22 protein-coding genes are annotated in these 26,030 nt (G+C 55.0%); 5 read left to right on the forward strand and 17 right to left on the reverse strand.

Annotated elements, in window-relative coordinates; all coding sequences use genetic code 11:
* Window positions 1-226: 226 nt before the first annotated feature.
* The 13 genes from AQS70_RS03220 to dksA all read right to left on the reverse strand — a co-directional run bounded on the left by AQS70_RS03220 (window position 227) and on the right by dksA (window position 17,802).
* Window positions 227-3,151: a DUF748 domain-containing protein gene (locus AQS70_RS03220; RefSeq protein WP_055101487.1), complete on the reverse strand. Its 2,925-nt coding sequence runs from the start codon at window positions 3,149-3,151 to the stop codon at window positions 227-229.
* Window positions 3,152-3,292: 141 nt separating this feature from the next.
* Window positions 3,293-4,273, reverse strand: a complete 981-nt coding sequence (locus tag AQS70_RS03225) for a class I SAM-dependent rRNA methyltransferase (RefSeq protein WP_055101488.1) — start codon at window positions 4,271-4,273, stop codon at window positions 3,293-3,295.
* Window positions 4,274-4,347: 74 nt separating this feature from the next.
* Window positions 4,348-5,217, reverse strand: a complete 870-nt coding sequence (locus AQS70_RS03230) for an oxygenase MpaB family protein (RefSeq protein WP_055101489.1) — start codon at window positions 5,215-5,217, stop codon at window positions 4,348-4,350.
* A gap of 46 nt (window positions 5,218-5,263) precedes the next feature.
* Window positions 5,264-6,928: a glucose-6-phosphate isomerase gene (gene pgi, locus AQS70_RS03235; protein WP_055101490.1), complete on the reverse strand. Its 1,665-nt coding sequence runs from the start codon at window positions 6,926-6,928 to the stop codon at window positions 5,264-5,266.
* A 272-nt stretch (window positions 6,929-7,200) separates the two neighbouring features.
* Complete coding sequence (gene panC / locus AQS70_RS03240; RefSeq protein WP_055101491.1) at window positions 7,201-8,055, reverse strand: pantoate--beta-alanine ligase; 855 nt, start codon at window positions 8,053-8,055, stop codon at window positions 7,201-7,203.
* Entirely contained in the window at window positions 8,052-8,852 is an 801-nt protein-coding gene (panB, locus tag AQS70_RS03245) for a 3-methyl-2-oxobutanoate hydroxymethyltransferase (protein ID WP_055101492.1), read from the reverse strand. The genes panC and panB overlap by 4 nt, the downstream gene beginning before the upstream one ends.
* Window positions 8,853-9,058: 206 nt before the next feature.
* Window positions 9,059-9,559: a 2-amino-4-hydroxy-6-hydroxymethyldihydropteridine diphosphokinase gene (gene folK, locus AQS70_RS03250; protein ID WP_055101493.1), complete on the reverse strand. Its 501-nt coding sequence runs from the start codon at window positions 9,557-9,559 to the stop codon at window positions 9,059-9,061.
* A 3-nt stretch (window positions 9,560-9,562) separates the two neighbouring features.
* Complete coding sequence (locus AQS70_RS03255; RefSeq protein WP_055101494.1) at window positions 9,563-10,957, reverse strand: polynucleotide adenylyltransferase PcnB; 1,395 nt, start codon at window positions 10,955-10,957, stop codon at window positions 9,563-9,565.
* Between the two features lie 754 nt (window positions 10,958-11,711).
* On the reverse strand, window positions 11,712-13,145 hold the full coding sequence (locus AQS70_RS03260; RefSeq protein ID WP_055101495.1) for a sigma-54-dependent transcriptional regulator: 1,434 nt from the start codon (window positions 13,143-13,145) through the stop codon (window positions 11,712-11,714).
* A 22-nt stretch (window positions 13,146-13,167) separates the two neighbouring features.
* Window positions 13,168-16,122 carry a sensor histidine kinase gene (locus tag AQS70_RS03265; protein WP_162233866.1) on the reverse strand — a complete coding sequence of 985 codons (2,955 nt, stop codon included), beginning with the start codon at window positions 16,120-16,122 and terminating at the stop codon, window positions 13,168-13,170.
* On the reverse strand, window positions 16,106-16,282 hold the full coding sequence (locus AQS70_RS23555; protein WP_003176118.1) for a hypothetical protein: 177 nt from the start codon (window positions 16,280-16,282) through the stop codon (window positions 16,106-16,108). Before AQS70_RS23555 ends, AQS70_RS03265 begins: the two co-directional genes overlap by 17 nt.
* Before the next feature lie 78 nt (window positions 16,283-16,360).
* A complete protein-coding gene (gluQRS, locus tag AQS70_RS03275; RefSeq protein ID WP_055101497.1) occupies window positions 16,361-17,257 on the reverse strand; it encodes a tRNA glutamyl-Q(34) synthetase GluQRS in 897 nt (298 codons plus the stop codon).
* Window positions 17,258-17,358: 101 nt separating this feature from the next.
* Window positions 17,359-17,802, reverse strand: coding sequence for an RNA polymerase-binding protein DksA (dksA, locus tag AQS70_RS03280; protein ID WP_055101498.1), 444 nt, complete (start codon window positions 17,800-17,802; stop codon window positions 17,359-17,361).
* Between the two features lie 320 nt (window positions 17,803-18,122).
* On the opposite strand from dksA, the gene AQS70_RS03285 reads away from it, so the two are divergent.
* Both AQS70_RS03285 and sfsA read left to right on the forward strand, forming a co-directional pair.
* The gene (locus AQS70_RS03285; protein WP_055101499.1) at window positions 18,123-19,295 is read left to right on the forward strand and encodes a pyridoxal phosphate-dependent aminotransferase; all 1,173 of its coding nucleotides are present in this window, start codon (window positions 18,123-18,125) and stop codon (window positions 19,293-19,295) included.
* The gene (gene sfsA, locus AQS70_RS03290; RefSeq protein WP_055101500.1) at window positions 19,295-20,002 is read left to right on the forward strand and encodes a DNA/RNA nuclease SfsA; all 708 of its coding nucleotides are present in this window, start codon (window positions 19,295-19,297) and stop codon (window positions 20,000-20,002) included. Before AQS70_RS03285 ends, sfsA begins: the two co-directional genes overlap by 1 nt.
* On the opposite strand, the gene AQS70_RS03295 is transcribed toward sfsA, so the two are convergent.
* A complete protein-coding gene (locus AQS70_RS03295; protein WP_055101501.1) occupies window positions 19,985-20,323 on the reverse strand; it encodes a Rieske (2Fe-2S) protein in 339 nt (112 codons plus the stop codon). The genes sfsA and AQS70_RS03295 overlap by 18 nt on opposite strands.
* Before the next feature lie 174 nt (window positions 20,324-20,497).
* Between AQS70_RS03295 and AQS70_RS03300 the strand changes: the two genes are divergently transcribed.
* The 3 genes from AQS70_RS03300 to AQS70_RS03310 are packed head-to-tail and all read left to right on the forward strand — an operon-like array spanning window position 20,498 to window position 23,174.
* Window positions 20,498-21,373, forward strand: coding sequence for a heme/hemin ABC transporter substrate-binding protein (locus tag AQS70_RS03300; RefSeq protein WP_055101502.1), 876 nt, complete (start codon window positions 20,498-20,500; stop codon window positions 21,371-21,373).
* Window positions 21,374-21,423: 50 nt separating this feature from the next.
* The gene (locus tag AQS70_RS03305) at window positions 21,424-22,407 is read left to right on the forward strand and encodes a FecCD family ABC transporter permease (RefSeq protein WP_164488176.1); all 984 of its coding nucleotides are present in this window, start codon (window positions 21,424-21,426) and stop codon (window positions 22,405-22,407) included.
* Between the two features lie 2 nt (window positions 22,408-22,409).
* The gene (locus tag AQS70_RS03310) at window positions 22,410-23,174 is read left to right on the forward strand and encodes a heme ABC transporter ATP-binding protein (RefSeq protein ID WP_420912331.1); all 765 of its coding nucleotides are present in this window, start codon (window positions 22,410-22,412) and stop codon (window positions 23,172-23,174) included.
* A gap of 255 nt (window positions 23,175-23,429) precedes the next feature.
* Here the strand turns inward: AQS70_RS03310 and AQS70_RS03315 are convergent, their stop codons facing one another.
* The 3 genes from AQS70_RS03315 to AQS70_RS03325 form a co-directional block, all read right to left on the reverse strand.
* The gene (locus AQS70_RS03315; RefSeq protein ID WP_055101505.1) at window positions 23,430-23,705 is read right to left on the reverse strand and encodes a TfoX/Sxy family protein; all 276 of its coding nucleotides are present in this window, start codon (window positions 23,703-23,705) and stop codon (window positions 23,430-23,432) included.
* A 245-nt stretch (window positions 23,706-23,950) separates the two neighbouring features.
* Window positions 23,951-24,292: a pentapeptide repeat-containing protein gene (locus AQS70_RS03320; protein ID WP_055101506.1), complete on the reverse strand. Its 342-nt coding sequence runs from the start codon at window positions 24,290-24,292 to the stop codon at window positions 23,951-23,953.
* Between the two features lie 90 nt (window positions 24,293-24,382).
* Window positions 24,383-25,939 (reverse strand): bifunctional aminoglycoside phosphotransferase/ATP-binding protein, encoded by a 1,557-nt coding sequence (locus AQS70_RS03325; protein WP_055101507.1) that lies wholly within the window; start codon window positions 25,937-25,939, stop codon window positions 24,383-24,385.
* Window positions 25,940-26,030: the final 91 nt, after the last annotated feature.

A 26,030-nucleotide genomic window follows, 5' to 3' on the forward strand; every position in this document is an offset into this window, starting at 1 on the left:
ACCTGTCGAGGTAAGAAGGCTGCGGTCTTTGTTTTAAACGATCAAGTGATCGCGGCCTACGGCAGCTCCTACCAAAGCAGAAGCAGCGTCGATTGTGACAACCGCATCATAAAGATCAGCTGTAGGAGCTGCCGAGGCACGAAGGCTGCGATCTTTTTGAGCTGCCGGTAAACGCTTCTAAGATCAAATGATCGCAGCCTGCGGCAGCTCCTACGGGGTATTACCGTTATTCGCTGTCCAAATGCAGCGGTGAGATCACCCTGCCATCGCTTTCGGCTTCGCCCAGACTTGCGTCGATAAAGTACACGCGTTCATCAGCCAGGCCACCTTTGTCTACAAGGTAGTCTTTGATACTGCTCGCACGCTCTTGGCCCAACTGGCGTAACAGTACTTCGCTTTGGCGCCAGAAGTCGATCAGCGCTGTACTCATTTTCTTCGCACGCTCATCGCTGTCCAAATTAGCCCATTCAGCGGGTGGCTGTTGTTTGAGTCGTGCCCGATAGATGCCTTCTAGTAAAGGCCCCTTTTCATCATCTGGAACCTTCAACAACGATGCTTGAGCAGGCACCTTTTCACCTCGGCGTTGAAGGATCTTGTAGTAGTTGTACTGGTACTCGCGCTCTAGACGATCTTGGGCGATCAGAGGACCGTCACTGCTACGTGCTGCTGTACCTTCAATCTCAAGGCGTAAGCTGGGGCGTTGCTTCAATGCCTCGGCCAGTGTGGTCAATGCTTTAAGTGCATCCGGGCTCAGTTCGCTGGACCCAGGCGCGAATGACACAGTACCTAGGTCCTCGGAGCCGCCACCCGTAATCAGGCCGCCAATGAACTTGAACGGTGCTTGTGCGGCACGTAGCACCAGATTGCGCAGGGTTTGCCAAACAATTGGCATCACACTGAACTGCGGATTATTCAGATCGCCTGTGACGGGCAGTTCGATAGAGATCTTGCCGTCAGTATCTTTTAGCAACGCAACAGCCAATTTCAGAGGTAGGTTAACGGCGTCAGGGCTGTCGACTTTTTCACCCAACTGCAACTGCTCGATTAGCACCTTGTTCTCAGCTTTGAGTTGGCCCTTTGTAATTAGGTAGTGAAGATCGAGACTCAATCGACCTTTGCGAATTCGATAGCCCGCAAACTTGCCTGAATAAGGCGTTAGCGTGGTGAGTTCGACACGTTTAAAGCTGGTGGCAATATCCAGGCTGGCCATGGGATCAAAAGGATTGACGTTGCCCTTGATGGTCACTGGCGCATAGCGGTCAACCTTACCCGCAACATTCACGCTAGCGGGTTTGGCCTGGCGGCTGTCAATGGTGCCTATCTCACCGTTAAGTTGCTGTACGGCTGTGGCGAAAAAAGGTGTCAGGGTAAAATCTGCAAAGTTGGCCGAGCCATCATTGATCTTGATACCGCCTACGCGGATGGCCAAGGGTTTACTGGCAGCAGATGTCGGTTTGACATTACCTTGGCCGCCTTTAGTGGGCGCCTGAGGGATTAACAGATCATCAATGTTGGTCGTGCGGTCATCGTTGATCATAAAACGCACGTAAGGCTGCATCAGGTTGACCTTGGCAATCGACAAGCTGTCATCGTGCTGATACTTCAGGCTTTCAAGCTCCAAGCGCTGCCATTTCAGGAAGTCGCGGTTTTTAAGCGTGTCCAGTGTGTGCAGTTGATCTACCTGAGCACGGCCTTCCACGGTAAAGGCCAGTGGTTCGATGCCTTTAAGGTTGACCCCCAGGTCACTGCTGAGCATGCCACTACGCAGTTCTAAGCGAATTAACGGGTCGATGTACGCTTGAGCGACCCGCAGGTCGATGTCTTTAGTGGTGACTTTTAGGTTTGCGCTCACCGGGCTCAGGTTGACGTCGCCGCTGGCCGTCAGCTTGCCTTGCTTACCGACACCGGTGTCGAGTGCGACGGTGAAGGGTGACTGATTGAGGCTGTCAAAGTTTTTCAGTTTTAGGTTGAGAGGGCCGACGTCCAGCGCGACCGGTGTCTTGGGTTCTTTATCGGCCAAGTGCACCAGATAGTCGCGTAGGTCTACGTCTTTGAGCAGCACCTGCCAAGGTTTGCTGGGCGCTACCGGAGCAGGCTTTGGCGGTTCAACTTTTACCACCTCATCGGTCTTTTTAACTATTTTTACGGGTTGGCTGGCGAATAGCTTTTGCCAGTCGAGCTGTCCGTCTTTTTCGCGGGTAGCCCAGGTTTCCAGCTTGTTGCTCTGAATTTTGCCGACAACCACGTGTTGCTTCGCTAAATCTACCGTGGTATCGCTGACGTTCAGGCGCTCCAGTCGAGCCAGCGCCCTACCATTAGGGGCATTGACCTTAAATTGGGCGATATTGGCAGAAAGGTTGTTCAAGACCAGTTCAGTGTCTTTAGCCAAGTTCAGCGTGTAGTCAGTGCTGAAGTTCAATACGCCGCTTTCAAGCGCAAGTGGCAGCGCATCGCGCACATAGGGCCACCACGCTTTCATGTTGCTATCGGTGACGGTGAGCTTACCTTTGGAGGCAATCGGCACCAGGCTCAGCGTGCCGCTCCAGTCGATACGTCCGCCTGCCGGGCCATCTGCCACTAACGTCATGTCTGCATTGTCGTCGGGCAAGGTGCTGAGGTTTTTAAGCTCGAGATTCATCGAGTCATAGACAAACTCGATAGGTTCGCTAGGTCGCTTGTCAACGAAGTGCAGATAGCCGTCGGTGAGCTTGATGTTATCAATGCGTAAGGGGAAGGGTTGGCTGTCGGTGTTATCTGGTGTGGGCTCGCTGGCGGGCCATTTGAACAATTGGGCCAGATTGAAAGCGCCATCTTTGCTGAATAAGAGTTCGGTCTTGGGCTTGTCCAATTGCACGTCGGTCAAGTGCAGGGCTTTGGTCCACAAACTATCAACCTGTACATTGGTATAGAGACGCTCAAAACCGACTTGCTCATTGACAGGCTCCCCGACCCTAAAGCCCCACAGAGTCAGTTCCAGACTGAAAGGATTGAACTCCAGACGATCGAGTTTGGCCGGTACGGTGGCGTAGCTGGCTAACTGCTGATTAATAATGCGTAAGCCGACGCCGGGTAAAATAAAGAAGCCCAGTACGCAATAAATCGCGATAGCCGTTAACACTGCGCCAATGGCGCGAAGCAATCCTTTGAGCATATGAGGCGTCGTCTTTACATTCAGGAGTGCCTTTGAGTATGGCACGCGTTTCCGGTTCCGATACGTACGCCTTATTTTGTGTAGGGCTTTTCCCTTTCTCAGCGGTTTTTAGAACTGCAAAATCAACGTTTTCAGCGGTGGCTAATTATCCAAAGACGGGAAGTCTGACGCCGGCGTTAACACCTGCCAGTCGCGCACTGGACGACCTGCCTTCTCAGCGCAGCGCAATACTTGCTCGCGCCAGTCTTGCATGCTGACTTTTGCCAAGTTGTTACAGCAGATCAGCACCCCATCCTGTGCCGTGGTGAGTACCGCAGGCTTGAGCAGGCTTTGATAGTCGCGCAGCAGATCGACCGTACCGAAAGCGCTCTTTGCCCATGCTGGGGGGTCAAGCAGCACTAGGTCGTACTCACGCTGGTCGAGGCGCGGATAGGCGGGTAGTTTGTGACGCCGTTGAATGATCGGTAGCCCAGCTAACTGGCGGATCGCGGCGAAGTAGTCGGACTGAATAAACTTCATTTTTTTCAATTCTGGATTCAATTGACCATTTTCACGGCCAACTGCCAGATTGCCCTCGGCAAAGTCCACGTTGCACACTTCACTGGCGCCGCCAGCTGCCGCGCTCAGGCCCACTCCACAGGTGTAAGCAAAGAGGTTAAGAACACGTTTGCCTGTACTGTGCTGTTTGACCCAGCCGCGCGCGTTGCGTAAGTCGAGAAACAGCAGCGGATCTTGACCGGCATGCCGCCCACGCACGCGATATTTCAGCCCCCATTCGTGACCAACCATGTCCGCCAGCGCGGCGTCTTCAGCACGGTACACCGTGTCTTCGCGATCAATACGAGAGTTACCTTGGGAGCGATCGTTGTAGACGAGCAATAACTCGAGCCCCAAATGCTGGTTAACCGTGTCATGCAGTTGCAGTAGATCATCGCGATCAAGACGCTGATGGAAGCTTTGAACCAACAGTTGCGGGCCGTAGCGGTCGATGGTCAAACCGCTAGCACCTTCTTGGCTGCCATGGAACAAGCGATAGCAGTCAGTCCCCTGAGCCTGAAGCTCGGCCAATAAATCGTGACGGTTATCGAGGGCGGCGCGCAGCGCCTGATTCAAGGAGGACATACGATGCGCCTTGGGGGACTGATAAGGCGCGGCATTCTAACAGAATAGGGGCTGTCACCGCTGCCTGAGGCTAGTCATTCAAGACCCATCCGCCGCCGGGCGCGTTGCACAGAACCGTTGCGCACGGCCCAGCGCAGAATTGGCGCGGTGCTGTTCACACACGAGCGCACTAGCTGTCGGGTAACAGGGCGTTGTTCAAGCGCTAATTGATCACTGGCCCAATCTGGCAGCAAATCAATCCCGGCCTGCATCATCAGCGCCCCAAACGGTTTGGCCAATACGCTGGGTGCGGGCGCATTCAATAACAGACGAATGACTTCGTGGCTACGCTCATCGCACAGCAATTGTGGGCGAATACGCTCGAGATAATCGGCGACTTGCTGGCGCGAACGCGGCACGTGTATGGCGCCCAAGCGTTCAGCGACCAAAGCAATTTCATCGTAGTACCGGTCTTGATCTTCAGCGCTCAAGTGCGGATTACGATAGCGAAGATGGGCGGCAAGAAAGTTGCTGACTTCCGCGACATGCACCCACGTGAGTAATTCAGGGTCACTGGCGGCATAAGGTCTGCCATCAAGCGACGTACCGATGACCTGCAAATGAATGGTGCGTACTTTGTCGATCAGCCAGTTCGCGTCTGCGGTGGAGCCAAACGTAGTACCGGAAATAAACTGCCCGGTACGGCGCAAACGGCCCAGCATGTCTTGGCGGAAATTGGAGTGATCCCACACCCCGGCCAATGCCAGCGGGTGTAAAGCTTGCAGCATTAGTGCGCTAATACCGCCAATCAGCATGCTGGTGAAGTCACCGTGTACGCGCCAACTAATGGAGTCCGGGCCAAACAATCCGGGGTCGCCTTTGGGGTTTTCAAGGTCAAGCCGCCCGAGCGAAAGCCCGGTCAGGCTCATGATCTGGCGTTCGATGGGGCGACGGATAAATTCCATTGGGCCTCGGTTGAGCCAGCCAGTCGGGGGACTGGCTGGCTATCAATCAACCGCGATGACGGCCGCGGAAGTAGTTGATCAGACCTTGAGTCGATGCGTCTTCGGCAGGCTCTTCGAGATTGCCGGTCAGACGATTGTAAACGCCCTTGCCAAGCTCTTTGCCCAACTCTACGCCCCATTGGTCGAACGCGTTAATGCCCCAGATCACGCTTTGTACGAAGACTTTATGCTCGTACAGCGCGACCAGTGCGCCTAAGCGGCGCGGGCTGATGCGTTCAACCACCAAGGTGTTGCTCGGACGGTTGCCCGGGATCACTTTATGAGGCGCAAGCTTTTGCACCTCTTCTTCGCTCAAGCCTTTATCGCGTAATTCTGCTTCGGCTTCTTCGCGGGTTTTACCCAGCATCAATGCCTGGCTCTGCGATAAGCAGTTGGCGTACAACCATTGATGGTGATCAGACACCGGGTTGAAGCTGACAATCGGCACAATGAAATCAGCCGGAATCAGCAGCGTGCCTTGATGCAGCAACTGGTGATAGGCGTGCTGACCGTTGCAACCTACGCCGCCCCAAATGACCGGGCCTGTATCGGTCGAGACGGGCGTGCCGTCCTGACGAACGCTCTTGCCATTGGATTCCATGTCCAACTGTTGCAAGTGCTTAGTGATGTTGCGCAGGTAATGGTCGTACGGCAGGATCGCGTGGCTTTGCGAGCCCCAGAAATTGCCATACCAAACGCCTAGCGCGGCCATCAACACCGGCATGTTCTGTTCGAACGGTGCGTTTTGGAAGTGCTGGTCCATGGTGTAGGCGCCGGACAGCAGCTCTTTGAAGTTGGACATCCCGATCGCCAGGGCAATCGGCAAGCCAATCGCCGACCACAGCGAGTAACGACCGCCGACCCAGTCCCACATCGGGAAGATGTTTTCTTCACGAATCCCGAACGCTACTGCCGCTGCATTGTTACTCGATACCGCAATAAAGTGGCGATGCAGTTCCGCTTCAGAGCCGCCCTGAGCCAAGTACCAAGCCCGCGCAGCTTGCGCGTTTTTCAGGGTTTCGAGGGTGTTAAAGGATTTCGATGAAACGATGAACAGCGTGGTTTCTGCTCTAAGCTTTGCGGTCAACTCGTGGAATTCACTGCCGTCGATGTTCGCCAAGTAGTGGCAGCGCACGCCTTTTTGGGCGTAGGACAGCAGCGCTTCGGACACCAGCTCCGGGCCGAGGAATGAGCCACCGATGCCTATGTTTACCACGTCGGTAATGGGCTTTTCGGTGTAACCGCGCCACAGACCGTCGTGAATACGACCGACCAGTTCGGTCATTTGATTCAGGACTTTGTGTACTTGCGGCATGATATTTACGCCGCTCACCGACAGTTTGTCTGCCACTGGACGGCGTAAAGCAGTGTGCAGAGCAGGACGGCCTTCGGAGGCGTTGACGATGTCGCCCTCGAACAGCGCTTTAATCGCATTCTTAAGGTCAGCTTCGTTGGCCAGATTGACCAGCAGGCTACGGGTTTGGTCGGTGATCAGGTTTTTCGAATAGTCCAGAAACAACCCGCAGCTGCTGAGAGAGAAATCCTCAAAGCGTTTAGGGTTGCTGTTGAACGCATCACGCATGCTGAAATGTTGCATGTCGGCGCGGTGGAGTTTTAACGCTTGCCAAGCGGGCAGAGCGGTAACGTCATGAGGGGTGCGGTAGTACGCCATCGCTGCGAATATCCTTTTGCTTAAACTGCCTTTTGGACACGGAAAACACCGAAACCTTCGCTCTAGGCTGAAGATTTCGGCCGGTCTAATCTGCGCTTCATTCAGAAGCAGGGCGATTACATTAACCCTCGAGCCTACTTCTGTCTCGGCTTTGTCTGACGTAACTGTGTAACTTTTGTCACGAGCATGTTACTCGCGTACTACACAGTGTTCAGTGCTGTGAGAACGGTTAGGCAGCAGATCTGCTGTTCCGTGCAGTCTACTTCTAAAAATTAACTGTCGAGGCCCATGTGTAGATTGTCGATCAGCCGGGTTGAACCCATGAATGCCGCCACCAGAATCACAATGTCACGATCCTCAGCGGTCGCTGGCAACAAGGTCTGCGCATGACGGATTTCTAGGTAGTCGGGGCGAAAGCCTTCAGCTTTTATACTCGCCAAATGCTGGCGAGCCAGCTCTGGGTAATCGCGCTCACCGTCTTTAATAGCCTTAGCGATTTGGCCCAGGTGGCGATACAACGCGGGGGCTACTTGGCGTTGTTCGTCAGTCAAATAACCATTGCGTGAGGATAAGGCCAAACCATCGTCGGCACGCACCGTAGGTTCGCCAATAATTTGCACCGGTATGTTCAGGTCACTGACCATGGCGCGGATAACGGCCAGTTGTTGGTAGTCTTTTTGCCCAAAGATAGCCAGGTCAGGTTGAACCATATTGAAGAGCTTGCTGACCACGGTTGTGACACCGTCAAAATGCCCCGGGCGACGGCTGCCGCATAGCTCATTGCTTAATTGCGCAGCGGTCACGCGGGTCAGTCCCGTCATACCGTGGGGGTACATTTCTTCAACTGCCGGGGCAAACAGCAGATTGCAGCCTGCTTGCAAGAGTGTTTCTTGGTCTGCCGCGAGGGTACGAGGGTAAGTATCCAGATCTTCGTTGGCGCCGAACTGTAACGGGTTGACGAAAATACTCGCCACCACAAAATCTGCTTGCTGAGCGGCGGTGGTCACCAATGCCGCGTGGCCACTGTGCAGGTTGCCCATAGTAGGGACCAAGCCGATTTGTTTACCTTCGCTGCGGGCGCGAGCTACGGCAGCGCGCAATTCGCGAACGGTTTTGACTGTGTTCATGCAGAGAATCCGTGTTCGATGCCAGGAAAGCTGACGGCTTTGACTTCAGCTACGTAAGCGCTGAGTGCCGATTGAATGTCGGGTTGGCCGGTCATGAAGTTCTTCACGAACTTGGGTACGCGCCCGGTCAGGGACAGGCCGAGCATGTCGTGCAATACCAACACTTGGCCATCAGTGTCGCTGCCCGCGCCAATGCCGATCACTGGGATTTTGACCGCGCTGGTGATTTCCTTGGCTAGCTCGCTAGGAACGCATTCAAGTAGCAACATGGCAGCGCCAGCTTGTTCCAGAGCAATCGCGTCGGCGCGCATTTGGCGGGCCTGGTTTTCGTTGCGGCCTTGGACTTTGTAGCCACCCAACACGTTGACTGTTTGCGGGGTCAGGCCCATGTGGGCGCAGACTGGAATGCCGCGCTCGGTCAGCAAACGAATCGACTCCGCGAGCCAGACTGCGCCTTCAACTTTGATCATGTGCGCACCTGCTTGCATAAGCTGAGCGCTGTTGTTCAATGTTTGTTCAATCGTCGCGTTGGCCATGAATGGGAGGTCCGCGAGAATTAAGGCGTCTTGGTTGCCACGTTTGACGCAGGCCACGTGGTACGCCATGTCTGCGGTAGTGACTGGCAGTGTGCTGTCATGCCCTTGCAGGACCATGCCCAAAGAATCGCCAACCAGTAACACTTCCACACCAGCTTGATTACAGACGTGGGAAAAGGTGGCGTCATAGCACGTCAGCATGGTGATTTTTTCACCTTTTTGCTTAAGGCTTTGCAGGGTGGTCAGGGTGATAGCCGGCATGAAAAAGGATCCTCGTCAGGCAGTGTGATAACCACTGCGTGTCACGCACGTGATTCATCGTTTAAGTAGGCACACCTGTTATGGACGGTGCTTTTAACGCCTGCTTTTCACATTGCGCCGCCAAACGGACGGCAGCGGGATGCCTATAGTCGTGACGAGGACACTGGAAGTCAATTAGAGGTGTTACCGCTGGGGTGTTACCGCCGTTATTGATTCGTTTCAGCGGATGGCACAAGACGTTCTAGGCCGACAAACGGGCAGTCTGCCAGTAGTTGCTCAAGGCGGCGACCATCGGCGAATTTCAACGAGGCAGGTGCCAGCTCGGCCAACGGATACAGAACGAAAGGGCGCGCGTGCATATGGTAGTGCGGGACTTTCAGGCGAGGCTCGTCGATCAGTTGGTCGCCGAAAAGCAAGATGTCTAGATCCAGTGTGCGCGGCCCCCAACGTTCGTGGCGTTCGCGGCCTTGATCCTGCTCAATGGCTTGCAACGCATCGAGCAGGGCCAGAGGTGCAAGTGCGCTGTCGATAGCCGCCACGGCGTTGGTATAACGCGGTTGACCGGGCAACAACGAGTCGCTTTGATAGAACGCCGAAACCCCGACCAAACGAGAGTTCGGCAATTGAGCAAGCGCCTGGACAGCGCTGCGCAATTGGTCTGCGGGGGCAGCCAAATTGCTGCCCATGCCGATGTAAATACGTTCCATCACTTACTCTTCCGCGCCCGCACTGCGTTTGCGCTTGCTACTGCTGGTGCGGCGGCGTTTACGCGGGGCAGGGCCAGTGCCATCTTCCTTAGCAGTGCTTAGCTCGCGGATCATCTCGCGGCGGCCACTGTCGTTGGCATCCTGATAATCGGTCCACCACTCGCCCAAACCGTGGGTCTGTTCACCTGCACTCTCACGCAACAGCAAGAAATCATAGCCCGCGCGAAAGCGCGGATTATCGAGCAGCGCATCTGCCCGTTTACCGCTACGACGCGGTAGACGTTCTTGCATGTCCCAAATCTCGCGGATAGGCATTGTGAAACGCTTAGGAATTGCAATCCGCGTGCACTGCTCGGCGATCAGGTCATGTGCGGCTTCCTGCATAGCAGGGATGGCTGGCATGCCGCGATCTTGCAAATGCAGGACACGGATTGGCAGGGCTGGCCACAACAAGGCGGCGAACAGGAAGGCCGGGGTAACGGGTTTGCCCTGTTTGATCCGCAAATCTGTGTTGCGCAACGCTTCACTGATCAGGGTGTGGGTGTAGGTTGGATTGTGCTCCAGCGCTTGGGCGCTGGCCGGGAACAGTTGATCAAACAATTCAAGATCAACCAGCATCTCAAAGGTGTCAGCCGCGTTGCCAGAAAGGAACAGCTTCAGAACTTCTTCGAAGAGCCGCGCAGACGGAATCTCACGCAGCATCGGCGCCAAGGCGCGGATGGGGGTTGCCGTATGTTTTTCGATGCCAAAGTCGAGCTTGGCAGCGAAACGCACAGCACGCAGCATGCGCACCGGATCTTCTTGGTAGCGCTGTTGCGGATCACCGATAAGGCGAATCAGTCGGTTACGAATGTCATGTACGCCGTTGGCGTAATCGAGAATCCGCTCGCTAACTGGGTCGTAATACAGGGCATTAATCGTGAAGTCACGACGCTGGGCGTCTTCTTCAAGGGTGCCATACACGTTGTCGCGCAAAATGCGCCCGCTTTCGTTACGCGAGGATTGGTTGCTGTCTTCCTCTTCGTCGTTTTGCGGGTGATTGGCACGGAAGGTTGCGACTTCGATGATTTCGCGACCAAAGTGGATATGAACCAACTTGAACCGTCGGCCAATGATTCGGGCATTGCGGAACTCTGCACGCACCTGTTCAGGCGTGGCGCTGGTGGCAACGTCGAAGTCTTTAGGCGTGATGTTGAGCAGCATGTCGCGTACGCAACCGCCGACCAGATAAGCCTGGTAACCAGCGTTTTGCAGGCGCTCGACAATATTGACGGCGTAACGACTGAATTGGGCGCGTTGCAGCGAGTGTTGGCTGCTGTTAAGCACTTCAGGGGTGCTACGCAGTTGTTGCGTACGACGCTTGGGGGGACGGAGTGACTGGAACAGCTTCTTCAGCATGGGATGCACTGTTTGAAGGAATGTTCGGCCAAACCGAAGAATGACCGCATGATGGGCGGGGATTCTAGCATTTAGTCAGGGGATGGTGTAGGAAGCTGAGCCGCTCTTGCGAGCGAAGCTACAAGCGGCAAGCTAAAAAAGCTGCAAGAGGGCTGAGGTAGAGCGTGTTGGCGGGTTTTGCTGAATCGCAGTAAGCACAAGGGGAGCCGAAGCTCCCCCAGAATTAGTTGCATGCTCTATTTTTATTATGATTTGCGGGCTTTTTGTTTTTGTTAAGTGCCCTGGTTACAAAGGTTTAGCCTGTGTAACCCTCTCAAATTGAGAGATAAGAGCAAACGGATTGCTTTGGTCGCTGTGTTGATGTGATCAATGATCCAACTAGTTCAGGCTCTGCTTTAAGTGCAGTTTTTGTTGTTCTCTGCCTAGTCGTGGGGCAAGCCCCATGTACAACGCCTCTCCAAAACAATCAGTTAGCTGCGCCTCCGCCGTGTTGTTCTTGTTATGCGTGAGCCGATACGTCTTATTTTTATTGTGTGTTGCTGTGCTTCTTATTGTTCTTGTACGAATACATATAGCAGGGGTCGTGCCAACTTTTGTGAGGCCCAGCAAAATAGGGGGTTTTCAGGCTTTTCACTTTTTTGAAGACCAAAAAAAAGCCGGGGTTTCGTTACCGTAAACCCCGGCTTTTGTTACGTGAATCGACAGCGGTAACAGTTTTCTCGCGTTCTGACGTGTTACCTGAGGCGTTACCGACTCAGTTTTCGCTGGCGACCCCGGTTTTTCTACGTGGGATGCCCAACCGTTGGCGCCGTTCCCACAGACACTTGCGACTCACCCCGAGCTTGCGGGCCAATTCGGTCTCGGTCATGTGGTCTTGATGCTCTAGTACGAAGTGCTGGAAATAGTCTTCCAATGACAGGTCTTCAGTCGGGTCCAAGCTGGTGTTACCGCTGCTGATACTCTGCTGCGGAGCGAGGCCGATGAAGTCGTCTTGCAGGTCGCTTAGCTCAATGTCGATACCCAGGAGGTCAGCCGAGATCTCCGGGCTTTCGCACAAGATGACGGCGCGCTCTACAGCGTTCTCCAACTCACGAACGTTACCTGGCCATGAGTATTGGCTGATCGCACGTTCTGCGTCGGGGGCGAACTTCAGATCGGTGCGGCCGATACGAGCGCTTTGGCGTGCCAAGAAGGCGCGGGCAATGTCATTGACGTCTGCGCCACGCTCGCGCAAGGCCGGTAGCTTGAGCGCGATGACGTGCAGACGGTAGTACAAGTCTTCGCGGAACTGTCCGACTTTGGCCAGATTTTTGAGGTCCCGGTGAGTCGCGGCGATCAGACGAACATCGACCTTTTGCGACTGCACCGAGCCCACACGGCGAATCTCGCCCTCTTGCAGTACGCGCAACAGTCGCGCTTGTGCTTCAAGTGGCAGTTCACCGATTTCATCGAGGAATAAAGTCCCGCCATCGGCCGCTTCAACCAAGCCTGCGCGCCCTGCGCTGGCGCCAGTAAATGCGCCTTTTTCGTGGCCGAACAGTTCAGACTCGATCAGAGACTCAGGAATAGCCGCACAGTTGACTGAAATCATCGGCGCTTTGGCGCGCTTGGACAGGTTGTGCAGCGCCCGAGCGACCAACTCTTTACCCGTACCGGACTCACCCTGAACCAACACATTTGAGTCGGTGGGGGCCACTTTCCGAATTTTGCTATACATATCGAGCATCGGTGGGCATGAACCGATGATGCCGATTTCGGCGTTGCTGTTGTCCACCGTGTTTTTGTCGGTGTTACCTGGTTTGGAGGCCGGGCGATCGACAGCCGTACTTTGTAGGTTTTGACGATCGCGCAGAATGCGCGATACAGCTTGCAGCATTTCATCGTGATCAAAAGGTTTGGCGATGTAATCCACTGCGCCCATTTTCATTGAGTCAACGGCAGATCGCAGGCTCGCGTAGCTGGTCATGATCAGTACGGGCTTACCTTGTCCCAGCTTGATCAGCTCAGTACCTGGTGCCCCGGGCAGACGCAAGTCGCTGACAATTAAGTCGAACGAGGGGATGCTGAAACGCTCCTGCGCTTCCTGTACCGAGCCAGCTTCGCTGACCTGGTACTGATTACGCTCCAACAGACGGCGTAACGCGGAGCGGATGATAGTTTCGTCTTCGACGATCAAAATATGCGGCATTGATTCGGTTCTCTCGACGGTCTCAGTTCACAGCGGACGTCGCTTCGACATGACGCGGTAATGTCACCCGAATACGGGTTCCGCGTTGGCTTTGAATGTCAGCCGGGCTGTCGATGGTGATTTGTCCATAATGCTCTTCAACGATGGAATAGACCAGTGCAAGGCCCAAGCCGGTGCCTTCGCCAGGGTCCTTGGTGGTGAAGAATGGTTCGAATAATCGATCCATGATGTTCTTCGGAATACCGCTGCCTTCGTCTTCAACGATCAAGTCGATCGTGTGCTCGCTGGCTTCACTTTTCACCCTCACGGCACTGCCTGCGGGTGAGGCGTCACGGGCGTTTGACAGCAGATTGATCAACACCTGGGCCAACCGCTGCGGGTCACCATCGACCCAGTGATCGGGGTCGCACAAGTTGTAAAACTGCACTTCAAAGTTACGTCGGTTCAAGGCGAGCAGACCAATGGCATCTTGAGCCACCTCTGCCAGACAAACGGGCTCGTCATTGTGCTGATGGCTACCCGCGTGAGCGAAGCTCATTAACGACTGCACAATGCGCGAGATGCGTTTGGTCTGTTCAAGGATCTGGCTGCTGATTTCGGTCAGCTCGCTGTCTTCTTCACGCTCTTCGCGCAGGTTTTGCGCCAAGCAGGCGATACCGGTCACCGGATTGCCGATTTCATGCGCGACGCCCGCAGCCAGTCGACCAATACTGGCCAAGCGCTCGGAGTGCACCAGTTTGTCTTCGAGCATTTGAGTTTCGGTTAAATCTTCGACCAGTAATACCAGGCCACTGTTACCCGGTGCCAATGGTTCATCAATGGCCGCTTTATGCAGGTTCAACCAGCGCGTTTGACCGTCGAGGGCCAAATGCTGCTTGTGCAAGTGTTCATCAGGTAGGTCGATAAAGCCTTGCAGCAATTCACGCCAAGGATTGCCTAACGTGTTCAGGCGTGAGCCGACGACACGCTGGGCGGGAATGCTGGTGAGCTCTTCCATGGCCTTGTTCCACATCAAGATCTCTTGGTCCTTGGCCAGCGAGCACACGCCCATCGGCAGTTCTTGCAACGTTTGGCGATGGTAACGGCGCAAAGCGTCGAGCTCGGCGGCCAAGCCGGTCAGGCGTGAGTGATAGTCTTCCAGCCGGCTTTCGATGAAGTGAATGTCTTCGGTCACGTAATTCTCGCCGCCCGATTTATAAGGCAGAAAGGTTTCGACCATGTCTTGAGCGACGCTTGGACCCATCAGGCCAGAGAGGTTGGCTTCGATTCGATCACGTAGACGACGCAAGGCATAAGGCCGACGTTCGTCGAACGGCAAATACAGGTCGCGTAAGGCTTGCTCGACCTCCTTTTGCGCCGCCTTGGCGCCCAAAGGTTTGGCCAGTTGGGTGGCGAATTCTTGCGGTGAGGCCGCATGCAGTTCGCGTCGTTGCGGGCGACGCACGTTATCCACCGCACACGCTTCGGCGGCGCTGGCCTCCTCGGGGCTGGCGTTGGTGAATAAGGAGATCAGGGTGAACATCAATACGTTGGCGGCGAGTGAGGCGATGGCAGCCATGTGCCAACTGGTGTCGTCCAGCACGTAGACCATGTCGAGCCACGGCACGTAGAAACCTTGGAAGTTTCCAATCAATGGGAACAGCATGCTGCCCATCCACACCACTATCCCGGCCAGTAACCCGGCGATAAAGCCGCGTCGGTTAGCCGTTGGCCAGTACAGAACCGACAGTACGCCCGGCAGGAACTGCAACGTAGCGACAAAAGCGACGATGCCAAGGTTAGCCAAGTCTTGCTCAGCGCCCAGCATTAAGTAAAACCCATAGCCAGCCATGATGATGGCCACAATCAGTGCGCGGCGCGTCCACTTTAGCCAGCGGTAGATATTGCCTTCTGCCGGCGGTTGATACAGCGGTAGCACCAAGTGGTTGAGCGCCATGCCCGACAACGCCAGTGTGGTGACGATGATAAGCCCGCTAGAAGCAGAGAGCCCGCCGACATAGGCCAGTAACGCCAAGGATTTGCTATTGGCGGTGATGCCAATACCCAAGGTGAAGTACTCGGGGTTGGTGGTCACACCCAGTTTAAGGCCTGCCCACAGGATCAAAGGAACTGCGAGGCTCATCAGCAGTAGGAACAGGGGCAGGCCCCAACTGGCGCTCACTAGCCCGCGCGGGTTGAGGTTTTCGGTGAAGGTCATGTGATACATGTGTGGCATCACAATAGCCGAGGCAAAAAACACCAGCAGCAAGGTCCGCCAAGGGCCTTCTTGCAGAGGAGTATGTAAAGCTGCGAGGGCGGACTGGTTTTGCAGCAGCCAGACTTCCAGTTGTTGCGGGCCATCAAACACGCCGTACAACGCGTACAGGCCCACACCGCCGATGGCCACCAGCTTGATCACCGACTCAAAGGCAATGGCGAACACCAGCCCTTCATGTTTCTCTCGTGTGGCGATGTGCCGTGAGCCGAAGAAAATCGTGAACAGCGTGATCAGCGCACAGAAGCTTAAGGCAACGCGGTGTTGCACTGGTTCTCGGGTCAGGATGCTGATGGAGTCCGCGACCGCCTGAATTTGCAACGCCAGCAGCGGTAATACGCCAATCAGCATGAAAACAGTGGTCAGCGCACCCGCCCAAGAACTGCGAAAACGAAAAGCAAACAGGTCTGCCAGCGATGAAAGCTGGTAGGTACGAGTGATTTTTAATATGGGGTAAAGCAGTACAGGCGCTAGTAGAAATGCGCCAGAAACCCCTAAGTAGCTGGACAAAAAGCCGTAGCCATACTCATAAGCCAGACCTATGGTGCCGTAGAAAGCCCAAGCGCTGGCGTAAACGCCCAAAGACAAGGTGTAAGTCAGCGGGTGACGAATAATGGCGCGCGGGATCATGCCGCGCTCACTGACCCACGCCACCGCAAACAGCACCAGCAAGTATGCGGCGCTAACCAGCACCATCTGGGTCAGGCTAAAGCTCATCGGCATCTTTTTGGCTCTGAAGAATAAAGGTCACAACGATCAGAATCAGCCAAAGCAGATACGGCCTGTACCAGGCCCCCGTCGCGTCAATCCACCAATCCATGATGGCGGGGGAAAACAGGTAGATCCCGACAACCAGCAACAGGACCAAACGATAGATATACATCCTGCCCTCACTTTTGCTGGCCGCAAGCCCTAAAACATGCGGCGATGGTAACGGATGGCTGGCAACCTGCAAGGGCTGTCAGCGTAATTGCGCCTCAGCCAGTGTGAGGGTTCGCGGGATAAGTCCAGCATTCCAGTGTGCAATACCCCAGTTGAGGATTTCTCGCGGGCTGGCGTCACTAAGGCTTACATCCGGGGTTTGACCCAATGCGCGCAAGGCGCGCAGTAATAAGGGTGAAGCCTGCTCCGGTGTCAGAGGGGGCGAGCGGTAAGACTTGCCCAGTTTGTGCCCATCGGGTTGTACGATCAGTGGTACATGCAGGTAGCAAGGTGTCGATAGCCCGAGCAGTTCCTGTAGATAAAGCTGACGCGGCGTGGAGTCCAGCAGGTCAGCGCCGCGTACGATATCGGTGACGCCTTGCCAGGCATCATCGAGTACCACTGCTAATTGGTAGGCATATAAACCGTCGCGGCGGCGGATCACAAAGTCCCCCGCTTCGCGGCCTAAATGTTGGCGGAATGAGCCTTGTACGCGGTCTTCAACTGAATATTCAAGCTCAGGGACACGTAATCGTATGGCGGCGTTTTCCATCGAGTGACCTGCATTGCGGCACAGTCCAGGGTAAATCCCGTTATACCCTTCGAGTTGTTTGCGTGAGCAGGTACAAGCATAGGCTAAGCCTTGGCTGAACAGCCGATCCAGTACCTGAGAGTAGGCGTCGTGTCGCTCGCTCTGGCGAACCAACTCGCCGTCCCATTCAAAGCCATAGCGTTCTAGTGCATCCAGAATGGCTGCTTGAGCACCCGGCATTTCACGTGGAGGATCAAGATCTTCCATGCGCACCAGCCAGCGACCGCCCACGCTACGGGCATCAAGGTATGAGGCGAGTGCTGCGACCAGCGAGCCAAAGTGCAAATGGCCACTGGGGGTCGGGGCGAAGCGCCCAATGTATGAGGGGTTTGAAAAAGCCGTCATGGCTTAGATCCTGTAGCCGCTGGCAGGGCTGCGAGGGTGCGCAGCTAAATTTCAGAAACAAAAATGGGGCGTTCGCACGCCCCATTGGGTCAAGTTGGCGATTACTTGCCGACTTGTTTTTCCTTGATTTCAGCCAAGGTTTTGCAGTCTACGCACATGTCCGCAGTCGGGCGTGCCTCAAGTCGGCGAATACCGATTTCAACGCCGCAAGACTCGCACCAGCCATACTCTTCGTCTTCGATGAGCTGCAGGGTCTTGTCGATTTTTTTGATCAGCTTGCGCTCGCGATCGCGGGCGCGCAGTTCCAAGCTGAATTCTTCTTCTTGGCTTGCACGATCAGCTGGATCAGGAAAGTTTGCGGCTTCGTCTTTCATATGATCAACGGTGCGGTCGACTTCCTGCATCAAGTCCTGCTTCCACTTATGCAGAATCTTGGTGAAGTGCTTGCGCATAGGCTCGCCCATGTACTCTTCACCCTTCGTTTCAACGTAGGGCTCGAAGCCGCTGAGCGATTGAGTATTCGGTTGCTGTGCTTGTGTGGGCATGAAATGGACCGCCTCTGTTCTTCTAATCCATTGCGCAGGATTGCAACGTTACCGACACCTGCCGGCCCTGCGGCTGCAAGCGGGCGAACTTACCAGATCAATTCGGGCCGCGCTACTCCCGGTTGTCTAGCCTGTTGTCAGTGATCGTGTACAAAGCCTGTCGTACTTAAGATTAGTGGCAAATTAATATTTTAGCCGAGCTGTGACCGAGGCTTGCGCCGTTTGGTTCTACTCACGAAAAGTTTAAGTCGCTAATTCGTTCTCCGTTGTGACAGCGCTTGGGTAGAATCGGACTTTTGCTTACCCAGGAAGGCAGGCTCATGGCTCAGTCTTACAGTGCGCGCAGCCGCGCGATCGAACCGTTCCATGTCATGGCGTTGTTAGCGCGCGCCAACGAACTGCAGGCGGCGGGGCACGATGTGATTCACCTAGAGATAGGTGAGCCAGACTTCACCACGGCTGAGCCGATCATCGCGGCTGGCCAAGCGGCATTGGCGGCGGGCAAAACACGTTACACCGCGGCGCGGGGCTTACCTGAGCTGCGTGAAGCCATTTCCGGGTTTTATCAACAGCGTTATGGATTGAGCATCGACCCTTCACGAATTCTCATCACTCCTGGCGGCTCAGGAGCACTGCTTTTAGCCAGCAGCCTGCTGGTAGATCCGGGAAAGCACTGGTTACTTGCAGACCCTGGCTACCCATGTAACCGACACTTCTTACGCTTGGTTGAAGGCGCCGCGCAGTTAGTTCCCGTGGGGCCTGAGGTTAGTTACCAACTGACGGCCGATTTGGTTGAGCGCTATTGGGATCAAGACAGCGTGGGGGCACTAGTCGCGTCACCGGCCAATCCGACGGGGACGGTATTGAGCCGTGAGGAATTAGGTTTATTGTCCACCGCCATTAAAGCTCGCAACGGGCATTTGGTGGTGGACGAGATCTACCATGGCCTGACATACGGTTGTGATGCCGCCAGCGTGCTTGAAGTCGATGACAGCGCATTTGTGCTCAATAGCTTCTCTAAATATTTCGGTATGACCGGCTGGCGCTTGGGTTGGTTGGTGGCGCCGCCAGAGGCCGTTGCCGACTTGGAAAAGCTCGCGCAGAACCTCTACATCAGCGCACCGAGCATGGCGCAATATGCCGCGCTGGCGTGTTTTGAACCGCACACACTGGCTATTTTGGAAGAGCGCCGCGCCGAGTTTGGGCGCCGCAGAGACTTTTTATTACCGGCCTTGCGTGAGCTTGGATTTGAGATTGCGGTCGAGCCCGAAGGTGCGTTTTACCTGTACGCCGATATCAGCGCGTTGGGAGATGATGCCTTCGCATTTTGCCGCCATTTTCTTGAAACCGAGCACGTTGCCTTCACCCCCGGCTTGGATTTTGGCCGTTTCCAAGCGGGGCATCATGTCCGTTTTGCTTACACTCAGAGCCTGCCGCGTCTACAGGAAGCGGTTGAACGAATTGCCCGTGGCCTGCGGAGCTGGAAAAACTGATGCAGTTCATTCCCTCATTAGAAGAAGGGCGTTTGCTCAAACGTTATAAGCGTTTTTTGGCAGACATCGAGACGATGAGCGGTGAATTGCTGACGATTCACTGCCCCAATACAGGCTCGATGCTCAATTGCATGGTAGAGGGCGGGCAAGTCTGGTTCAGCCGCTCCAATGATCCCAAGCGCAAGTTGCCGGGTACGTGGGAAATCAGTGAAACCCCACAAGGACGTTTGGCTTGTGTGAACACTGGGCGCGCCAATCGGTTGGTCGAAGAGGCACTGCTGTCAGGGGTTATCTCGGAGCTTAATGGCTTCACTGCGCTCAAGCGTGAAGTCGCCTACGGTCAAGAAAACAGCCGGATTGATTTTCGATTGGAATACCCGGATGGCTTTGCTTTTGTCGAGGTTAAAAGTGTCACGTTGGGTTTTGACGGCACGCGAGTGGCCGCGTTTCCAGATGCGGTCACTCAACGCGGGGCCAAACACTTACGTGAGCTGGCCAGTTTGGCACGTGAGGGCGTACGTGCCGTGCAGTTGTATTGCGTCAACTTAACCGGGATCGACGCGGTGCGTCCGGCAGAGGAGATTGATCCAGGTTATGCAGCGGCCCTGCGTGAGGCGCTGGCATCAGGCGTTCAAGTGCTGGCTTATGGTGTAAATCTGACATCTGACGCGGTGGTTATTGACCGTCGACTAGACGTCATCCTCTGACTCTTCAGGCGTAAGCCAAATGCCTAGGTTGTCTTCACGGCAACCTATTGCTGTCAAAAACTGCCCGGCACAAGGCCCGGCAACGCATTCTCCGCTCTCAATCAAAAACAACGCGGCATGGGTTGCGCATTGAATCAGGCTTTCGCTGGAGTCCAAGAACCGATTCGGTTGCCACTCCAATGGTACGCCGCGATGTGGGCAGCGATTTTTATAGGCATAGACTTGGCCTGCTCGCCGAACCACAAACACGCCCACCCCGTTTTGTTTAAAGCCAAGGCTGGCACCTTCTATCAGCGCTGATGAATTGCACAAAAACGTCATTACAATCCTTAACCAATCCTGATGTTTGCGTTGATACGCGTATTAGCACGCGTTAAGAGGTTGACGCGCAAATGCAAACAATTATCAAATGGCCGTTTGCTCTGCGATGTGCCGTTTTGACTGCGCGATACTTCCTTTGTCGCGTTGAGCCCTCTTATCAAGGAACGCCCCTGTATGCGCCTGAGTACCCGCCTGATACTACTTTGTGCAGGTTTTATGATCAGTCATGCCAGCATTGCTGACGAGTTACCTCAACGTTGGGTCAGCGCTGGGGGCGCACTTTCCGAGTGGGTCAGCGCATTAGGCGCGGAGTCTAAATTGGTTGGAGTCGATACCACTAGCCAACATCCGCAATTACTTCGTGAGTTGCCGAGCATTGGTTACCAGCGTCAGCTGGCAGCAGAGGGGATTTTAAGCCTCAAACCGGATGTTTTAATCGGCACTGAAGAGATGGGCCCGCCTCCGGTGCTGACGCAGATTCGTAACGCCGGTGTGCCGGTTGAAATGTTCTCGGCCGAGGCTGACGTGCCAACCCTCAAAGCCACACTCGAGCATTTGGGGAGGCTGTTGGGGGACGAGGCTAAAGCGGCTCAGTTGTTTAAGGCGTATCAGCAGCAACTGGATGAACAACAGCAGCAGGTTAAACAGGCTCAAGCCAATCATCAGGCGCCAGGTGTATTGCTGTTAATGAGCCATGCGGGCGGCAAGCCGATGGTTGCAGGCAAGGACACTGCGGCAGATTGGCTGCTGACTCAAGCAGGCGGGCGCAACCTAGCGACTCATTCAGGCTACAAAATCCTTTCTGTAGAGGCGCTGGCGGGTCTTAATCCTGAAGTGCTGGTGCTCGCTGACCGTAGCTTGAGCGGGGAAGAGGCGCGTAAAGCGCTGATGAAAGAAAACCCGATTCTGGCCTCACTCAAAGCCGCCAAAGAGGGTCGGATTTACGAGTTGGACCCAACGCTTCTAGTGGGCGGGCTTGGCCCACGTTTACCGGCCAGTTTGAAACAACTGACCGCGGACTTTTACCCTGAAACTTCGGCTAACCGATGAGGACACTGGTTAAACCGCGCCCCTTATTCATCGGGCTGAGTGCGCTGTGCCTGCTGGCAATCTGGTTGTCGTTGGCATTGGGGCCGGTGAGCTTGCCGTTGCTTGATACGTTGCGGGCGGCGCTGCGTTTGGTGGGTGTGCCCATTCATGGCGAAGGATTAGAGCAGGCCGAACTGATCCTAGGGCAAATTCGTTTACCTCGTACATTGCTGGGCTTGGCGGTCGGCGGGGTGTTGGCATTGTCCGGCGTGGCGATGCAGGGGCTTTTTCGTAACCCTCTGGCGGATCCGGGCTTGGTAGGTGTGTCCAGCGGCGCTTCGCTGGGAGCGGCGATTGCGATTGTGGGAGGCTCGGCTATTGGCGGTTTACCAGAAGCGTTCGGCCCCTATTTGCTGTCGCTCTGTGCATTTCTGGGCGGGTTAGGGGTGACGGCGCTGGTTTATCGGCTTGGTCGACGAAATGGTCAAACCAGTGTAGCGGTGATGCTGCTGGCGGGGATTGCGCTAACAGCCCTGGCCGGTTCGACAGTCGGGTTGTTCACGTATCTGGCTGACGACGCCACGTTGCGCACACTGACGTTCTGGAACCTGGGTAGTCTGAACGGCGCCAGTTATGCCCGGTTATGGCCTGTGCTGTTCGTTACCGTGGGCGTAGCACTGTGGCTACCGCGCCGGGCCAGTGCGCTTAATGCGTTGTTGCTGGGCGAGTCTGAAGCCAATCACTTAGGCATCAATGTAGAAGGGCTGAAGCGCGAGTTAGTGTTTTGCACCGCATTGGGTGTCGGTGCGGCGGTAGCCGCCGCCGGGATGATCGGCTTTGTAGGTTTAGTGGTGCCGCATTTAGTGCGACTCTTAGCGGGCCCTGATCATCGGGTGCTGTTGCCCGCGTCGGTACTGGCGGGCGCTACTTTACTGTTGTTTGCTGACCTGATTGCGCGCTTGGCTCTGGCACCCGCTGAAATGCCGATTGGCATTGTGACCGCGTTTTTGGGCGCGCCGTTTTTTCTTTACTTGCTGTTGCGAGGCCGCCACTGATGCTGCGTACAGAAAATCTGCAGATTCGGCGTGGTCAGAAAAGAGTGCTGACTGACGTCACCTTAGACGTCCGGCCGGGCGAAGTATTGGGTGTGTTAGGCCCTAACGGCGCAGGCAAAAGTACCCTGCTGGCGGCTTTGTGTGGCGAGTTGGCTGCGACCCAGGGGCAGGTCTTGTTGGATCAACAGCCTTTAAACCATTGGAAGGGCGTTGAGCGAGCTAGACGACTTGCCATTTTGCCCCAGACCTCGACTCTTGATTTTGCGTTCCGTGTTGAAGAGGTCGTCGGCATGGGCCGTTTGCCGCATCAGACCGGGACGGTACGCGATGCCGAGATTATCTGCGCAGCTCTAGAGGCGGCAGATGTTGGGCATTTGGCTGGGCGCAGTTATCTGGCGTTATCCGGGGGGGAGCGGCAGCGGGTTCACCTTGCGCGGGTGTTAGCGCAGCTATGGCCGGGGCAAAATGGCCAGACATTGCTGCTCGATGAGCCCACCTCGATGCTGGACCCTTTGCATCAGCACACAACGTTGAAGGCGATTCGGACCTTTGCTGATCGCGGTGCTGCGGTGTTGATCATCCTGCACGATCTGAACCTTGCAGCGCGTTACTGCGATCGGGTGCTGTTGCTTGAAGACGGTCATCCCCGGGCGCTGGGCAGCCCGTATGCGGTGTTGCAGCCCGCGCCGCTAAAAGCGGTGTTCGGGTTGGACGTGTTGGTGCAGGCGCATCCAGAGTTGGGGCATCCAGTGATTATTGCGCGTTGAGTGTAAATGCCAGGCGTAGCATTTGATTCGCGTCAAATTGGGCCGTTAGATTCAGTTTTTTTAGATAAAAAAAGACCCGGCAAAAGCCGGGTCAAATAACCGTGATTAGCCTGATGAGGAGATTTTCTGAAAGCCCGAACCAAGGGCTTTCGAGAAGATCGACTGGCCTCGCGACCAGATGGCGTAATAATAACAATTCTCATTTTCAAGTCAACAACTGTTTTTCGGCTTTTTTTAGGACCCCGATAAACGGTGTTATTTAGTTTTTTTAAGCGCAAACAAATCCTCCACTTGCTGATTGAGCAGGGCTTTTCTCTCTGACGGAATATCGTTCCAGTGAATATCCAGTAGTGCGCCTTCAATGGCATACAAAAGCACTTTGGATGCCCTGAAGCCTCGTGCTTTAACTGCGCGGTAAGCCTCGACAGCGCCGCGGCGCCTTAAATCCGTGGCGCTATGTATGCCGACAGCATGTAGCCATTGAGCCGAGGTTTTCCCAAGGTTTTTAAGATGCTGGAGTTCATCGTGCATCAGCTCTCCTTGCGACGGCGTGAGCCCAGCGCTTTTGGGACGAATAAGTCTTTTGAAGTGTAGCGCCAGATAACAAAGTCGCTTTGGGTTAGTCGTTTTTGGAACACGCAGGCGCGGCCCTGAAAAAAAGGATCATTGAAATACTGTCGTAGAGCGTGAGAATACCGAGGCTAGAGGGCTAGGCTTGGCTGATACAGGCAGATCGCCAACGCCAGGCTGGCGTTGGGTTGAGTGTCGTATTTGTTTTACTGGGGGCGGTAACGCAAGCGCGTGCCGAAATTAACCGACATCAAAATTTCATCGGCCGTCAGTTCGACAGGAAAGTACACGCCTGAAATTTGCGCATGGGCCAAGCTGGCGCCTTCGATGCACGCGGTGCGCAAGTCCAGGCCGCGTAAGTCCGCAGAGCGAAAATAAGCATCGGTAAAATCCACGCGGTCAGCATGTAACTCGCGTAGGTCCAGGCCGCGAAAATCGCCGCCTCGCATATCGATGTGTCCGGGTGGGCGTTGTTGGTTAAACCCGGTGATGTTGTCTTCATGCAGTAACGTGTAGAGCGCCGAATCAAGCAAGGCAGGGCGGCTCATGGGGCGTCTCCTGATGGATGTAAATCAATATTATAGTGCCACTATTGAGGTGCCGTGAAACCCTTGCAGTTTCACGGCACGCTCGCCTCTTTAAAGACCAGGCAGACGTTGGCGGATGTCGCTAATTAGCGTGTCTAGACTGTTGCTGTTGTGGGTCTCAACCGATTTGCTACGCAGGACTTCTCCTGCCTCCAGTGGTTCCCGGCTGGCTTGTTGCGCTCGGACGACGTCCATGGTCGCGTCTGAAGGATCGCTGCCAACGCTTTTGCGATGAGCCAGCCAGCCTTCGATAACGGCATCTGGCGCGGTGCAGTCTAGGATCAGGCAGGGCACGCCAGTGGCTTCTGCCACCTTCGCCGCGGCATCGCGTTGTTCTCGTTTGAGGTAGGTGGCGTCAATGACCACTGGGAAGCCCGCGCGCAGCACAATCGCGGCTAATTCATGCAGTTTGTCGTAGGTGGCAACGTTAGCGTCGACGCTATAAATCCCAAGACCTACAACGTTTTCGCCAGTCTGTTCGCCAAACATACGCTTGCGAACGACATCGGAGCGCAGGCGAATGGCCCCTAAAGATTCAATCAGGCGCATGGCAACAGAGCTTTTTCCGACAGCCGAAACACCGTGGGTGATCGTCAAAAAGCGAGAAGGAATAGTGCTGTAGCTCTCTGCCAGGTTGGCGTAGTTGCGGTATTGGCGCAGTGTGGCTGCGCGCTGAACGGCGCTGGCTTCTGCGGGCATGCTGAAGAGGCTGACCTTGGCACGAACCAGAGCGCGGTAGGCTTTGTAAAAGTTCAGCAACTCAAGCCCTTGGTAGTCGCCGGTCAGCTCAAGGTATTGGCTGACAAAACGTCGAGCCAGGCATTTTAGACCACGGTCTTCAAGGTCCATGGCCAAGAACGCTGTGTCGGCGTACACATCGGTAAAGCGGAAAGGCTCGTTAAACTCGATGCAGTCGAAAATCACCACCTTGGTGTCAATGAGAGTGGCGTTACCCAAGTGAATATCACCGTGACATTCACGGATGAAGCCTTGTGCTTTGCGTTGCTCCAGTAGTGGCTTGAGACGGGTGAAGCTGGCTTCGGCCCACGCTTGTAATGCATCGAGCTGCAGTAGGTCGGCCTTGTCTGAAAGAAAAGGGCGAATTTGCTCGAAGTTCTGGCGAACCGGCTCCATAACGGCTTCGGGTGTGCCTTGATGGTGCTCCAGCGGAACATGTGGGGCATGTGTATGGAAATGGGCGATTTGCTGGGCCATCTCGTCGATATGAGCAGCCGTCAATTCGCCGTTGGCTTGTAGCGTGCTCAGCAATTGGCTTTGCGGGAATTGGCGCATTTTAAGCGCGTACTCTATAGCCGTACCCTCGCCACCCAATTGGGGGGCGTCGACGGTGCCATGGATTGGCAGTACATCGAGATACAAACCTTCGGTCAGGCGCTGGTTGAGGCGCAGCTCTTCATGGCAAAAGAATTCACGGCCACTCAGCGCGGTGAAGTCTAAAAAGCCAAAGTTGACCGGTTTTTTAATTTTGTAAGCATAGGGGCCGGTGAGGATAACCCATGAAATATGGGTTTCGATAACCTGAAACCCGTCGACTTCATGCGGGTATAAGTTCGGATTTTGTAGCGCGGCAATCAGGTTCTGGCTCACGGGCGGTCCTTCTTAATGCGGGAAAATTCAATGGGCCATTATGGCTGCTGACGCCGGTCGTGCAAACCGCCGGACGCGCATGATGAACATG

This window comes from Pseudomonas endophytica (assembly GCF_001411475.1).
Taxonomy (GTDB): Bacteria; Pseudomonadota; Gammaproteobacteria; order Pseudomonadales; family Pseudomonadaceae; genus Aquipseudomonas; species Aquipseudomonas endophytica.